Genomic DNA, 13494 nt, shown 5'->3' on the forward strand with positions numbered 1-13494 from the left:
GGGCGTCAGCTAAATGTCGGTTTAATGGCTGTCAATGCGTGTTCCTGCACGAACGGAAGTATCAAAATGAATTCGGAACCATGGTTTTCGGTGCTGTGGGCGGAAATAAGGCCATTATGCTTGTCCATGATTTTCTTAGCGATAGCCAGGCCGATCCCCGTCCCCTCGTAAGCATTGATGTTGTTGAGCCGCTGGAAAATGACAAATATGCGGTCCAGGAACTTCTCGTCGAAACCAATGCCATTGTCGGCGATGATAATCCTGCAATAGGGGCCCTCGGAAGATACCGGGCTGGAAAGATCCTTTTCTGCGATGATCTCGCAACGGATATCGATGGCCGGCGGCACATCGGGTCTGGAAAATTTCAGTGCATTGCTGATCAGGTTCTGAAATACCTGGCGGATCTGGCTGGGGATAGTTTCTACCACCGGCAGCTTATCTTTCCGGAAGCTGGCTTTCTTTTCCCGGATGGTTTCATCGAAATCGGCGAGCAGCTCATCCACCAGCGCATTCAGGTCGGTAGGCTGGAAATAGGCGGTCACCGAGAGCCGCGAATAATCGAGCAAATCGCTGATCAGGCGAGACATCCTGGCCGAGGAGCTGATCGACCGGTTGAGGTAAGAGATCGCCTCTTCATTGCCGGATAGGTATTTGTCTTTAATTAAATGGCTGAAAGTCTGAATTTTGCGAAGCGGTTCTTTCAAATCGTGGGATACCACCCAGGCGAATTGCTGCAATTCGTGGTTCGTCGTTTCAAGTTCCGAGTTTTTATCGACCAGCTCTTTGGTGCGAAGCTCAACTTTGTGTTCGAGCAACTCATTGGCCATTTTTTGCTGGTGAATATCGGTAAATGTACCTACCCAGCGTACAATGGCGCCGTTTTGCAGAACAGGGATGATTTTAAGCAGAAAATACTTGTAGTCCTCAGAATCCAGCTGCCGCAACCGGGCCTCTCCCGAAAATTCCAGGCCATTCAGGAAATATTCATTCCAACGCGTGTAGGTATGGTCGTCGGGGTGAGTTTCCGGGAATGTGCGGGCATCGGTGGCGTATTGGAACCAATGTTTGTTGACATACTCGATTTTGCCGTCGTTACGGATCGTAAATGCGATCTGCGGCAGCGATTCAAGAATGAAACGGAGCTCGTCCATCCGGATAGCGAGTTCCTCCTGCGCATGTTTGCGGATATCGATTTCATGCCGGAGCGATTCCTGAATGGCTTTGAGTTCCTGCTGCTGTTCGAAAAGCCGGTAGAACGTTTTTACTTTCAGCAGCAGAATATCAGGGTCGACGGGTTTGGTGAGGTAATCGATACCGCCTGAGGTATAGCCTTTTGTGATGAATTTCTTCTCTGTGTTGACCGCCGAAAGGAAGATAATGGGCGTGTCTTTCGCCTTCCCGAAACCCGCGATTGCCTCCGCCACTTCGAAGCCGTCCATGCCCGGCATTTGTACATCGAGAATGATCACCGAGTAGGTTTTATTGAGCACCTTTTTCAATGCTTCCTCACCCGACTCGGCAGTGTCGGTGTTGAAATTGTGGAGTTCCAGGATTTTTTTAAGCGGTAGAATATTTTCCGGCCTGTCGTCGACAATAAGAATCATGGTTTTGGGTAAAGTAGGCAGTAATCAGGTATTGGGCGAATGTCGGGCGTCGGCCACCGGCTTTCGGAACACCGGAATCTATATACGGTTGTCTCGTTGAAACACAAAATTTTCTAGTGTGTGTACAAGTGTTGCCGTGTGTGTAGTAGGAGGTTCATACAAAAATTGTACCAGTAACAGCCTCTGAGGGCTGTTTTTCGTAATGACCTGTAAGAAAGAAAGAAGTGACCGGTGGTTGCGCTACGTAAGCCGGTTGAAAACTGTGCTCCGAGGCGCGGTTGGGGAATTTTCGCCCGGGTATGAGCGGCGTTTTGGGATATGGTTTGCGCCAAGCCTATAAACTTCTGATCTTAATCCGAATGTCGTGGGGGGCAACCTCGTCGCCGCCGAAGTAGGGGAGCAGCTTGTAGGCAACGCCCACACCGCCCGAGCAGTGGCGTGGCATCACGGTTTCGATTCCGTGATAGGTAAACACATAAGTATTCTCGCGGATATCGATCCGGAAGCTCGTGATCTCGTTCAACTCGGCTGTGCCTAGCTCGCGTTCCTGGCGGACGCCATTCACATATATGTACGCGTAAATGCGTAGCGCACCCTCGCGCCAGTTCCAGCCGAAGCGTGCGCTGTTGTTTTGGTGCTGCGAGCTGCAATCTGAGAAACCGTAAAGCTTGTTGATGTCGTGCTGGTTTTCGGGAACGTTCGTTTTGTAAATACAGCTGCTATCGAACAGCGCCTGAAAACGCATGGACGAAGCGGAGAAAAGGGTATTCAAGTTCCGCTCGACTTCGTGATTGCCGGCCTTGATATCGTAAGTAATAAAATCGTCCCCAAAACTCGGCGTATTGCCGATCCAGTCACAGGAAACAGCGCTGATCAGGAGGGTAAGCGCCATCAGATATCGTTTCATCGGTTCTGGTTTTTAGTGTAAATATCGGTCTACCGACCGAAATTCAGCATAGGAACGTACAATCGGGCCGAAAATTGGATGAACAATGGCCGGCGAAGGTATTTTTGAAGCAAAAATATAGTGTCATATCTACATATTCAGTGAGCAAGACTGCTGCATTGGTGCTTTATTCAAAGGCAACAATTTTGGAATCAATATGACAAGACAGCATGGGATAACCTGGGGAGTTGCTGGGAATTGAGACCGTGAGAGTATGTTAGCCGTGGTAAATGAAATTAATTGTGTGTAAATTGTGTATCAAATTGGTACATAAGAATCAAAAGCGATGCTTGTGATCAGCTCCCGCGAATTCCGCGACAATCAAAAAAAATATATGGATCTCGCCGATAATAACCAGCAGGTCATCATACAGAGAGGGAAGGGAAAAGCCTATGCCTTGACACCGGTGAGTGAAAGGGACCGTTACTTCATGGACCCAGAAGTTATGGCCGAGATCAGGGAAGGAATAGAGCAGTACCGTGCCGGGAAAACCACAAAAGTCGATAAGACGGATCTAGATCAACTGCTTGGATTATGAGTTATCAGCTTGCTTTCACTGACAAGGCGTTGGAAGGGATTGAAAAGCTGAAAAAGTCAGGGAACAAGCTGCGCTCATAAAACTTCGTAAACTGCTCGACGAGCTCACTGAACATCCGTACACTGGTACCGGGCAGCCGGAGCAGTTGAAGTACGATATGGCGGGTCTCTGGTCGCGAAGGATTAACCAAGAACATCGCCTCGTGTACGCCGTCAATGAAAACGAGATAACCGTTACAGTAATTTCTGCCAAAGGACATTATAAATAAGCACAAAAAAAACGAAGTCCGGATGTTCGTTTCATGCGGACTTCGTTCCAACTTAGGAACCATTTAATAAGGTGCGTTGAATGCTACCTTTGCTGTTTTCCCAGACTGTGATTCTCTTTTTGGTTGCTGGTAATATGATTACCTTTTACCATTTCTTCCTCACGATGTCTGCTATCCAGATTGTCTTTGTTTTCAGGCCTGTTCCGGACCTGGCCTTGCGGCATGGTTCCTGAACTTTGTGACTGTTTCATGACAACTTTTCTAAATGGTTATGTCTTATATGATCTAAATAATGGTTATGTCTTATATGATCTAAATATTGTGCCAAAGTGAGCAGGTGCGATGCCAGGTTTTGGGATTGCTTCTCAAATTCGAGACTATACCCTTCTTGAACCTTCGTAAAGTTCGTATTCCAGCAGCCTGCAATCGATTTTACCGGAATAAAACTCGATTCTGCGTTTGGCTTTGAGACCTATTTTCTTGGCCAGGTCGAGGTTTCCGGTGAACACATATCCGTAATATCCTCCACACTTCTGTTTCATAAAATCACCAATCCGTCCATAAGTTTCTTCAAGTTCGCTGATTTCGCCGAGGCGCTCACCATACTCCGGATTCACGAAGAACACGCCCTTGTTATCCTGCGGCACTTCGGTGTCCGCAAAATCGCAGAGCCCGAACTCGATCATATCGGCTACGCCGGCTGCGATTGCGTTCTTTTTGGCATTGGTGACCGCATTCTCATCGTAATCCGTGGCAATTATGCGCATTTTAGGCGCTTCGATGATCTGCGCTTCCAGGTTATCCTGCGCGCTGAAATACACTTCCTCGTCGTAGCCGAGCAAATGCATGAATGAGTAATTGTCTCTGAAAAGCCCGGGGCGACTGTTGGTGGCGATCAACGCAGCTTCGATCGCGAGCGTACCCGAGCCGCACATTGGATTGATAAATGCCGAATTGCGGTTCCATTGGCTGGCCAGGATCGTCGCCGAGGCGAGGGCTTCGAGCATCGGAGCCTTGCCGGGGATTTTGCGGTAGCCGTGCCGCGCCACCGTTTCGCCGGAAGTATCGATGAAGATTTCAGCGCGATCGTCCTTCCAGAACAAATGCACTACGGCTCCTTTCAGCTCCGAGCCGGTCGACGGCCTTGCGCCCTTTTTGTCACGGAGCCTGTCCACGATGGCGTCCTTCACACGCAGGTTCGCAAACATGGTGTTGTTCACTGTCGCGGTCATCACATTGCTGGTAACCGAGAAATACGCGTCGTCGGCCAGGATATTCTCCCATTGCATTTTGGACAAAAACCGGTACACATCGTCGGGATGCTGGGCGCTGAATGTGCCCAGGCTGTAAAGCACCTGACTTGCGCAATAGAGGTTCAGGTTCAGTTTAATGCAGTCGTTGACCGTACCCCGCAGCCGGACGCCGGTAGCAAATGTCTCTTCCACCCGGTAGCCCAATGCCGCCACCTCTTTTTCGAGGAACGGCGCGAGGCGTTTGTAACAGGTAATGATAATGGGGGCGGTTGTTTTGAATAGGGACATTGTTTTTAGGCTTTAAGCTTTAGGCTGTAAGCTATAAGCTGTATACTGTGAGCTATCAGCATATTCCCTGTGGCTTACAGCTTAAAGCCTATTGCTTATAGCATCCTGCAAATCTACCATATTGCAACACGTCAATCAGTACTCTTCATTGATTAATTCATGATTGAGCCTTGCGCCGGCGGTTGTCCCCGCGGCCATGGCGCCTGTTAACCCTCTGAATGCGCCGCTGTTATCGCCGGCGGCGTAAATGCCGGCAACTGTCGTTTTTTGTGATTCATCCACTTTGATAAAGCCCTGCGGATTGAGCTCGCAACCCAGTTGTTCCGGTATCAGCGAATGTTGAACGAACGCAGGGCGATGGTAAAGCGCGGTGATGTGGCGGGTCGTACCGTCGGTCAGGCGAAGCGATTTCAGGTAACCGTCTTCGTGGTCCATTGCGGCAATGGGCTGCTCCACGATCTCCGCGCCGAATGCGAGCATTTTTTCGCATGCTGCTCCATCGAATGTGGCCGGGCCGTTGGTGTAGAGGGTCAGGTCGGCGGTCCAGTTTCGGATCATTTTGAGGTATTCCAATGCCATCTCCCCGTTCATGAGAACCCCGGTGCGGGCGTCGCTGTACTCGTAACCGTGGCAATAGGGGCAATGGATCGCGCTGATACCCCAGCTCTCGGCGAAGCCCGGGATGTCGGGCATGATGTCGCGGATGCCGGTGGTGAAAATCAGCTTTTTAGCTTGCACTGGATGTTTTTCATCCACCATGACTGTGAATGCGCCATCCGCGCCTGTTACCTGCGTGACCAGGCCTGCGCGCATTTGCACGGTCGGGTAGGCGAGCACCTGCTCCCGTGCGAGCGCGGAGATTTCTGCCGGCGTCTTCCCGTCGTGGGTAATGAGGTTGTGCGAATGCGGCGTCTGGCGGTTGCAGGGTTTGCCGCTGTCGATGATGATTACCTTACGTCGGGCACGGCCCAATGTCATGGCGGCGGAGAGCCCGGCGTAGCTGCCGCCGATAATCGCGACGTCGAATAGTTGTTGATCAGTCATAATTGAAATATATGAATGTCTCAAAAATGAGACATGGTTGGATAAAAAATTTTAGATACCTATTCCCTTGCTAAATGAAAACCATGCAAGCTCCCGTGCCTCTGCGCGGCCGAGCGTCCCTTTTTGCTGCGAGTTAATGAACACCATCACCACGCTTTGGAAGAAATTGTGGATCCAGTCGACGGTCATGCCCTGGTTAATTACGCCCTCGGTGAGCAGTAATTGCAGGTTACCTTTCCAAAGCTCGAATGTGTGGTCATATTTGGAGCACGCTTCATCGGCGGTCTGGTGTTTATGGTCATGGAGTGTATGTAATTTATGCAAAAAAGTATTTTTGGAACCGCAATCAAGCCCGGCATAAAACATGGCTTCGAGCCGCTCCCGGGGATTTTCAGTCGTATTATATGCATTGAACATCGCCACCGCACACGCCCTGCGGATTTCCTTCTGGCATTTGTCCATCAGCTCCTTCCGGTCCTTGAAATACCGGTGCAGAGTCCTGCGTGTTACCTGCGCCTGATCCGCCACTTTTTCCAGCGGTGCAGATAGGTCCTCATTGAAAATCAGGATCGCAGCTTCGATAATACTTTGCTCGGTATCTTTCATGATATTGCAAAGGTAGTGAAATGTCTCATATTTGTGACATTCTATTGAAGAATTTAAATGATTGATGCTTCGATTAATCATTGGTACGGGACGTGCGCTAATCTCTTTCTTTGGTGGAAGTCTTTAAAGTTTATGTTGGTCAAGGTATTAATTATTGACTTGAACCAACGACGACTTATGATCTCAGATTTCTCGCATTATGCCAGTGAGCTTGAATTGATTGTGGAGGATAGCAAGGCTATTGTGCCATGTATGTCTTTCAATTTGTATATGGACGGCACGGACAAAGATGGCGTATTGAATTTTTATGACAGAACGCGGCAGGCACTGTCCGGATTTTTGACCCATTATTTGACCGATTCTATGGCGCGTCGAGCGAAAATAAACTTGCGATCGGAAAATCTGGTGCCTAATCTTATGAGGAAGTTGTCGGCGAGTAAGATTCATTACATTGCATTCAGTGGTTGCGGGGAAAGGGATAGTGTTAGTGAAGCAAGCATTGAGTTCAGCATTTTTGGATGGCCGCCTCCGAGTGATCAAATGCTTGCCCAACGACGAGCGAATTGGCGAGTACTACATCAACGAGGGGGAGACTTGTTTTTGCCGATGACTAAAGTGCGTGTAACGTTGCCCCTGGATCATTCTTTAAGCCGGGATCCCGACACTCTTTTAGAATGGGTGTCAGGGTTTTCATTGGTAAAGGACGGTAACTTTCTTTTTGGAAGTTGTGGCTTGGGAGTCAACTATGACGAGTATACCGGATCGTCGATCGTTCGGCCTTTGATGATGCAAAAGCTAGCTGATATCTGCACCAAGTATCAAGGTACAGAATGGAGTTTGCCCGCTGAATTTGAAAGAAGGTTGTTTCAGTGGAGTCCTGAGGAAGACGATATTATACCCCAAATTCCAAGAGTCTCGTGGCTAACTTTGCTAGGCCCGGAGTGTCAGAAATTTTTGAGAAAAAAGGATATTACGCTTGAAGATCGCCTAGACAAGTCGCGCGTAAAATTGTATTCGATAGGGGCATCGTTTATTCTTCGGGCAGGTAGAGAGCCGGCTTACGGAGGTGCATTCGGCAATGATGTTATTTCCTGCTACCGTCACATAGCAGAAGTGCTGATGCCATTGCAAATGCCACCAGATGTGCATCCCGTGGCCGATCGTGAGTATTCCTGGATGAGAAGATGGCAATATTTCTTGTAGGAAATTGAACGAAAAAAAAGACGCCCCTATCGAGGCGTCTTTCATTCATCATCAACAACATACCATCAAATGCCGTTTAGCTCGGCTTCGGTGAATGCCTTTTCGCGGCCGGTGAGTTTCGTGCGGACTTTGGTTACTTCTTCGGTGGTCACCTTGTCGGCGTTGTTGCGCCACGAGCGGCGTATGAAGCTGAGCAACTGTGCGATGTCTTCGTTGGGCATGTCCTTGTCGTAGCCGATGCCTGGCATATCGCCGCTTACTTCGGGTGTCTGGTACACGTGGCCATTCACTTTTACGGGGCCGGTGAGGCCGAAAAGGACGATGGAAATGAGTTTGTCTTTATTACCCGTCACCCATTCGGACTGGTTCAATGGCGGTGCGAGCGATTTCACGCCGCCGCCGTCGGCACCATGGCAGGTCTGGCACACAGAAGTGAACAATGCTTCACCTTTGGGAAATTCCTTTTTCAGCATTTCGGGGTTGCGGTTGCCTTGCGCGCTGCGGACCGCGGTTACTACGCGGGTCAGTTGCTTGTTGATCAGTGCATTCTGATCGGATACAGAAGCAGAAATGGCACTTTGGAAGCTTTCTTCCTGATCCTGCAAGTTGCTGATAATGGCGTCGGACACGTACCGGCTGTTAGGATATTTGGCAGCCAGCTTGTTGAGCAGTCCTCGGGATGCGTTCTGGTCAAACTTCTCGATGCTTTTGGCAAGGAGCGCAATGTAAGGCGCCGAGAGGGTATCGCCCGAATCGGCGATGCCGTCAAATGCGGTAGCAAATTGCTGGTAAGAGGTTGGCGTGATCGCCGCCGTAGACGCATAGAGCCCTTGCGCGCGGAACGTCCAGGCCGACTGCCGGATCCAGCTTAGCGCCTCTTCCGGTTTCAGGGAATTCAAGCCTTCGAGCGTCCACAATGCGTGGATGGCCAGCAACGGATCGGCTGTTTGTTTGATCGCCTCCCGAAGCGCCGGTACGGTCTGGTTGTATTTCCCGTCGATCAGCTTTTGCTGCGCGCGGTCGCGCACCCAGCCGTTGGGGTGGCCAAGCAGTTTCACCAATTCCTGCGCGCCATCCGGGATGGTTACCGGTTTGGGGCTCGTACCTTTCGGAACGATCTTGTAAATGCGGCCGGCCGAAAGGGGCTGCGTAAGGTCACGTTTGCCGATCTGATCTTTCAGGTACGGTGTCAGGTAGGTTTTGTGCTGGATGATGCCGCGGTACATGTCGAGCACGAACATGCTGCCGTCAGGGGCGTTGTAGAGGCTCACCGGACGGAAACGCTCGTCGGTGCTGGCGAGGAACTCCTTGCCTTTGTAAGCAATATCCCCTTTTACGATGTAGCCTTTTTCGTTGAGAAAATCACGTTTGATCAGGTTCGCGGAAGGCTCCGGTACGAATGCATTGAAATCGTAGTTTTTGCCAAACAGGTCACCACGGTAAATAACGGGTGCAGCGGCAGCTGTAAACTCATTCAGGCGCAGGCTGTCGTCGAGCACATTCTTCATGTAGCCGCGGTTCACACCCGGTGTAGCGTGGAGCGGGTACACTTTATTGTTGGCCACCGATTTCTCATTGTAACCGGCAACGCCCCGCTGGTTCTTGTTCCATGCACCAAGGCCGGCAGGGAAATAGTCGCCAAGGAGATTTTGGGAATTGTTGTTGTAATAAAGCCTGCCGTAGTTGTCCTGGCAAATGCCCCATTGACCACGGAAGTGGGTATGTTCGATCACCCATTTGCCTCCCACATGGCGGTAGCGCTTGTCGGACTTGGCATTATAAATCCAGTTGTCCATTGCACGGAGCAGGCCATTGGGCTGGTGCTCCACGTTGCCGCCCTCGGTGTATTTAGGATCCACGAGCGTCTTTTTGACCACCTGGTCGTTTTTCAGCTCATAAAACCAAAGGTTGGTCGGTTCGGCTACGAGTATGCCGTTTTCGATCAGGCAAATTGCGCGCGGAAGCACGAGCGAGTCGATCACCACTTTGCGGTCGTCATAAACGCCGTCCTTGTTCTTGTCATCGAGGATCACGATGTTGCCGTTGGGGATGTCTTCGCCGGTACCGACGGTGTCGGGCATGTAGCCTACCATCTCCACGACCCACATTCTGGCTTTATCATCGAACTGCATAGCCACAGGCGCACTCACAAGCGGCTCGGCGGCAACGAGTTTGACCTCAAAACCATCCTCTATCACCATTTTGTCAATGGTTTCGGAGGCGGGAATGAAAGGAGATTTTCCGGCAGTAGAGGCAGGTTTTTCTTCTTTCGCAACGGTTGTCGTGGCGGAAGAGGTGGTTTGCTGACTGGTCTGCTTGTTGGTTTTACAGTATACCAACATCGACGAAACAGCCAGGATAAAAAGGGGATAACGGTACTTCTTCATCAGAATGCTATGCTAGCAATATTAACAGCTTGGTGATTTTTCAGGAGATCAGTTGTTTAACGATTCTTCCACCGGTTTCATATTGGACGTGAGGAAATGGATGGCAAGCCAGGCAATGATGTAGGCGAGCCCGCAAACGATGAACAGGATGTTGTAACCTGCGCCGATATTTCCTACGCCTTTATAATGGTCGAGCAATGCGCCGACCAGCAGCGGGAAGAATGTGGAGCCGAGGGAACCGGCCATACCGCCGATACCTACCACCGAGCTCACGGCGCGTTTCGGGAAAATATCGGAAACGATCGTGAAGATGTTCGCGCTCCATGCCTGGTGCGCGGCGGTAGCGATGGCAATAATGCCTACGACGGTCCAGATATCCGTTGCGAATTGGGCAAGGATAATCGGCATCACGGCGAAAGCCATGATCAGCAATGTGGTTTTGCGGGCGCGGAGCGGCGTCCAGCCCTTTTTGATCAGGTACGACGACAGGTAACCGCCGCCAATGCTACCGAATGTGGTCGCCGTGTAAACGATCGCCAAATGCATGCTTGGTTTTTTTAGATCCAATGCAAATGTGGTAGCGAAATAGGATGGCAGCCAGAACAGGAAGAACCACCAAACGGGGTCGGTGAGGAACTTGCCGATAATGAACACCCACGTTTGCGGCAGTCTGATCAATTTGGTCCAGTGAATGGTCTTTTGATTCTCGCCGTCGCCGGCTTCGTTATCACTATGGATGAAAGCATATTCTTCCGCACCCAGTTTCTTGTGGCGGGACGGGATTTCGTACATCAGCCACCAGAATATCAGCCATACAAAGCCGATCGCACCCGTGATCAGGAATGCGCCCTGCCAGCTGTAAGTGCTAAGCAGCCAGGGTACGAGAATAGGAGCCGCCACTGCGCCGATACTCGTACCGGAGTTGAAAATACCGGTTGCAAGTGCACGTTCGCGTTTGGGGAACCATTCCGCGGTCGCTTTTACGGCGGCAGGGAAGTTACCGGCTTCGCCAAGGCCTAATACGGCACGGACAGCACCGAAGCCGAATGTGCTTTTGACAAACGCGTGCGCTACCGCAGCGACACTCCAGATGATAATGGAAACGGCATAACCGAGCTTCGAGCCGATCTTGTCGATGATGTTACCGAACACGATATAACCGGCGGCGTAACAGCCTGCGAATACCATTACGATGTTCGCATAATCGCTTTCGGTCCAATTGAATTCTGTTTCGAGGGTCGGTTTTAGTAATCCAAGAATCTGTCTGTCGATGTAGTTGATGGTGGTTGCAAAAAAGAGTAATGCGCAAATAACCCAGCGATAGTTGCCAATATTGGTTTGTTTCATGATGGGGAAAAACTGATTTCTTGGATTCAGGAATTTGTAAAAATACGTCTGTCTTGGGGATAAGACTACATTTTTCCCATTCTACCCCTTAACGATTTTGCAAAAGACTTTCACAAAAAAGATCCCGCGCCTGGTTGGGGCGCGGGATCAGGGATATAGAAGGAACGTTTCGTAGATAATTCACTAACCAACTTTGTTTTCAAAGTGGCGGTGCGGCCGAATTTACTTATGTGATGGGATAGGCTAGCTGCGCCTTCATGAGCTCCGCTTCGTTGGTCAGGTCGAGGCGAAGGGGTGTGATGGAGACGAACTGATTTTCAATGGCCCAGCGGTCGGTACCTTCCTCGGCGGGTTCCAGCGGTACCACAGTAAACCAGTAATGCTTGCGGCCCATCGGGTCGAGTGCCGGGACGATATTGTTGTCGTACAGCCGCACCGATTGTCGCGTCCAGCGCACTCCTTTCGGGTCGTGCGGGAAATTGACATTCACCAGATTCAGGTGTGGGTTCTTGAAAAGCAGGTCCAGCGCTTTTTCCACAAACGGATCGAGTTTCTCGAAATCGGGTTCGACGTCGGTAGGCGTACTCAATGCGATGCCTTTGATCCCGAACAGCACTGCCTGCTTGGCTGCTGCGAGCGTGCCCGAATGCCACATTGCATTCCCCAGGTTAGGCCCCAGGTTGATGCCCGAAAGCACCACGTCGGGTTTGTCCCACAGGTGTTGCCCCAATGCCACGCAGTCGGCAGGTGTGCCATTTACGCGGTAGGCATCGATACCCTCAAATTCGATCGGGGACTTTTTATAGGAAAGCGGCCTGGACGCCGTAATAGCGTGGCCCATAGAGGATTGTTCCACATCCGGGGCCACTATTTTAACCTCCCCGAACCGCGAGGCGATTTTGGCAAGTGCCGCAAGGCCCGGGCTATATATTCCATCGTCGTTCGTTACCAGGATTTTCATAACGTATAGCGTTTTCAGGTGGTTATTAATAAAATTATGCCTGGTATGTTTTTTATAAAACCGGGATATGCTATACATCCAGATATGAAAAAAACGACCCTTTTACACAACCCGACAGCCGGGGATAATGACTTTTCCAAAAAAGAACTGGTCAAACTGATTAAGAAAGAAGGTTTCGAATGCACCTATTCGTCCGTGAAGGAGGAAGGTTGGGATACTTTCGAAAATAACACCGACTTCCTGATTGTGGCCGGTGGAGACGGAACCGTAAGGCGCGCCGCGAAAGCGCTCATGAAACGCAAGCGGCTCGACAAGCAATTTCCGCTGGCCCTGTTGCCGCACGGGACTGCCAACAATATTGCCACCGCATTGCAGATCGAGGGGCATCCAAAGGAGATTATTCCGCATTGGCACCATTTCCGCCTCAAACCGTTCGATATCGGCCGCGTACATGGCGTGGGCGAGGACCTGTTTTTCCTGGAAGCATTTGGCTATGGTATTTTCCCTCGGCTGATGAAGGTAATGAGCAAAATAGAGAGCGATATTGGTGACACCGCCGAAGAAAAGCTGAAAGCGGCCCGCGCCGTGCTGCTCGAAATCGTGCAAAGCTATGAAGCCAGGCCCTGTACGATTGTCGCCGACGGTGTGGAGCATTCGGGTAATTACATTATGGTAGAAATCATGAATATCCGCTCCATCGGCCCAAACCTGGTGCTCGCGGGAGAGGCCGATCCGGGCGACGGGATGCTTGATGTAGTGATGGTTTTGGAACAAAGCCGCAGCAAGTTCGAGTCGTTTCTGCTCAGCCGCATTAATCATGAGGACAAAGAATTCAGTTTTTCAACGATTCGCGCCCGGAAAGTGAAGATTTTCTGGGACGGGAAAGACGGGCATATCGACGATGAACGGTTGAAAATCGAGGTGCCGGTGGAAGTGGAGATCGAAATACTGCCTGATATGCTGCAATTTATGGTTACCGAAGGTTGAGTCCATAACTTTTGGTTATAGCGGATAACCAATTGTGATTGGCGAACGATGTGAATGAGTAC

12 protein-coding genes are annotated in these 13494 nt (G+C 50.5%); 4 read left to right on the forward strand and 8 right to left on the reverse strand.

The genetic code is table 11. The features are described from left to right. Window positions 1-5: 5 nt before the first annotated feature. Together J2Y43_RS17905 and J2Y43_RS17910 are read right to left on the reverse strand one after the other, a co-directional pair. Window positions 6-1604: a response regulator gene (locus J2Y43_RS17905; protein ID WP_309985171.1), complete on the reverse strand. Its 1599-nt coding sequence runs from the start codon at window positions 1602-1604 to the stop codon at window positions 6-8. A 334-nt stretch (window positions 1605-1938) separates the two neighbouring features. Further along, complete coding sequence (locus J2Y43_RS17910; protein WP_309985173.1) at window positions 1939-2511, reverse strand: hypothetical protein; 573 nt, start codon at window positions 2509-2511, stop codon at window positions 1939-1941. 325 nt (window positions 2512-2836) lie between these two features. Between J2Y43_RS17910 and J2Y43_RS17915 the strand changes: the two genes are divergently transcribed. Both J2Y43_RS17915 and J2Y43_RS17920 read left to right on the forward strand, forming a co-directional pair. Continuing rightward, complete coding sequence (locus tag J2Y43_RS17915) at window positions 2837-3088, forward strand: type II toxin-antitoxin system Phd/YefM family antitoxin (protein WP_309985175.1); 252 nt, start codon at window positions 2837-2839, stop codon at window positions 3086-3088. A 91-nt stretch (window positions 3089-3179) separates the two neighbouring features. Next, window positions 3180-3356, forward strand: coding sequence for a Txe/YoeB family addiction module toxin (locus tag J2Y43_RS17920; RefSeq protein WP_309986672.1), 177 nt, complete (start codon window positions 3180-3182; stop codon window positions 3354-3356). Between the two features lie 377 nt (window positions 3357-3733). Here the strand turns inward: J2Y43_RS17920 and J2Y43_RS17925 are convergent, their stop codons facing one another. The 3 genes from J2Y43_RS17925 to J2Y43_RS17935 form a co-directional block, all read right to left on the reverse strand. After that, window positions 3734-4897 (reverse strand): THUMP domain-containing protein, encoded by a 1164-nt coding sequence (locus J2Y43_RS17925; protein WP_309985177.1) that lies wholly within the window; start codon window positions 4895-4897, stop codon window positions 3734-3736. 135 nt (window positions 4898-5032) lie between these two features. Next, window positions 5033-5941, reverse strand: a complete 909-nt coding sequence (locus J2Y43_RS17930; RefSeq protein WP_309985179.1) for an NAD(P)/FAD-dependent oxidoreductase — start codon at window positions 5939-5941, stop codon at window positions 5033-5035. A 51-nt stretch (window positions 5942-5992) separates the two neighbouring features. Then, complete coding sequence (locus J2Y43_RS17935; protein ID WP_309985182.1) at window positions 5993-6547, reverse strand: hypothetical protein; 555 nt, start codon at window positions 6545-6547, stop codon at window positions 5993-5995. Window positions 6548-6724: 177 nt separating this feature from the next. Between J2Y43_RS17935 and J2Y43_RS17940 the strand changes: the two genes are divergently transcribed. Next, window positions 6725-7750, forward strand: a complete 1026-nt coding sequence (locus J2Y43_RS17940; RefSeq protein WP_309985184.1) for a hypothetical protein — start codon at window positions 6725-6727, stop codon at window positions 7748-7750. A gap of 65 nt (window positions 7751-7815) precedes the next feature. Here the strand turns inward: J2Y43_RS17940 and J2Y43_RS17945 are convergent, their stop codons facing one another. From J2Y43_RS17945 to surE, 3 genes are all read right to left on the reverse strand, one after another. Further along, complete coding sequence (locus J2Y43_RS17945; RefSeq protein WP_309985187.1) at window positions 7816-10137, reverse strand: c-type cytochrome; 2322 nt, start codon at window positions 10135-10137, stop codon at window positions 7816-7818. A gap of 48 nt (window positions 10138-10185) precedes the next feature. Then, the gene (locus J2Y43_RS17950; RefSeq protein ID WP_309985189.1) at window positions 10186-11484 is read right to left on the reverse strand and encodes an MFS transporter; all 1299 of its coding nucleotides are present in this window, start codon (window positions 11482-11484) and stop codon (window positions 10186-10188) included. A 226-nt stretch (window positions 11485-11710) separates the two neighbouring features. Continuing rightward, entirely contained in the window at window positions 11711-12445 is a 735-nt protein-coding gene (gene surE / locus J2Y43_RS17955) for a 5'/3'-nucleotidase SurE (RefSeq protein WP_223407897.1), read from the reverse strand. 84 nt (window positions 12446-12529) lie between these two features. Between surE and J2Y43_RS17960 the strand changes: the two genes are divergently transcribed. Then, window positions 12530-13432 (forward strand): diacylglycerol kinase family protein, encoded by a 903-nt coding sequence (locus J2Y43_RS17960; RefSeq protein WP_309985192.1) that lies wholly within the window; start codon window positions 12530-12532, stop codon window positions 13430-13432. The last annotated feature ends 62 nt before the right edge of the window (window positions 13433-13494 follow it).

Source organism: Dyadobacter sp. BE31, assembly GCF_031457695.1.
In the GTDB taxonomy this organism is placed as follows: Bacteria; Bacteroidota; Bacteroidia; order Cytophagales; family Spirosomataceae; genus Dyadobacter.

What these genes read in the sequence shown, in the direction of transcription:
- J2Y43_RS17930 (WP_309985179.1), bottom strand. Translation starts at nt 5,941, where the DNA reads ATGACTGATCAACAACTATTCGACGTCGCGATTATCGGCGGCAGCTAC.
- J2Y43_RS17960 (WP_309985192.1), top strand. Translation starts at nt 12,530, where the DNA reads ATGAAAAAAACGACCCTTTTACACAACCCGACAGCCGGGGATAATGAC.
- J2Y43_RS17925 (WP_309985177.1), bottom strand. Translation starts at nt 4,897, where the DNA reads ATGTCCCTATTCAAAACAACCGCCCCCATTATCATTACCTGTTACAAA.
- J2Y43_RS17915 (WP_309985175.1), top strand. Translation starts at nt 2,837, where the DNA reads ATGCTTGTGATCAGCTCCCGCGAATTCCGCGACAATCAAAAAAAATAT.
- surE (WP_223407897.1), bottom strand. Translation starts at nt 12,445, where the DNA reads ATGAAAATCCTGGTAACGAACGACGATGGAATATATAGCCCGGGCCTT.
- J2Y43_RS17910 (WP_309985173.1), bottom strand. Translation starts at nt 2,511, where the DNA reads ATGAAACGATATCTGATGGCGCTTACCCTCCTGATCAGCGCTGTTTCC.
- J2Y43_RS17950 (WP_309985189.1), bottom strand. Translation starts at nt 11,484, where the DNA reads ATGAAACAAACCAATATTGGCAACTATCGCTGGGTTATTTGCGCATTA.
- J2Y43_RS17905 (WP_309985171.1), bottom strand. Translation starts at nt 1,604, where the DNA reads ATGATTCTTATTGTCGACGACAGGCCGGAAAATATTCTACCGCTTAAA.
- J2Y43_RS17940 (WP_309985184.1), top strand. Translation starts at nt 6,725, where the DNA reads ATGATCTCAGATTTCTCGCATTATGCCAGTGAGCTTGAATTGATTGTG.
- J2Y43_RS17935 (WP_309985182.1), bottom strand. Translation starts at nt 6,547, where the DNA reads ATGAAAGATACCGAGCAAAGTATTATCGAAGCTGCGATCCTGATTTTC.
- J2Y43_RS17945 (WP_309985187.1), bottom strand. Translation starts at nt 10,137, where the DNA reads ATGAAGAAGTACCGTTATCCCCTTTTTATCCTGGCTGTTTCGTCGATG.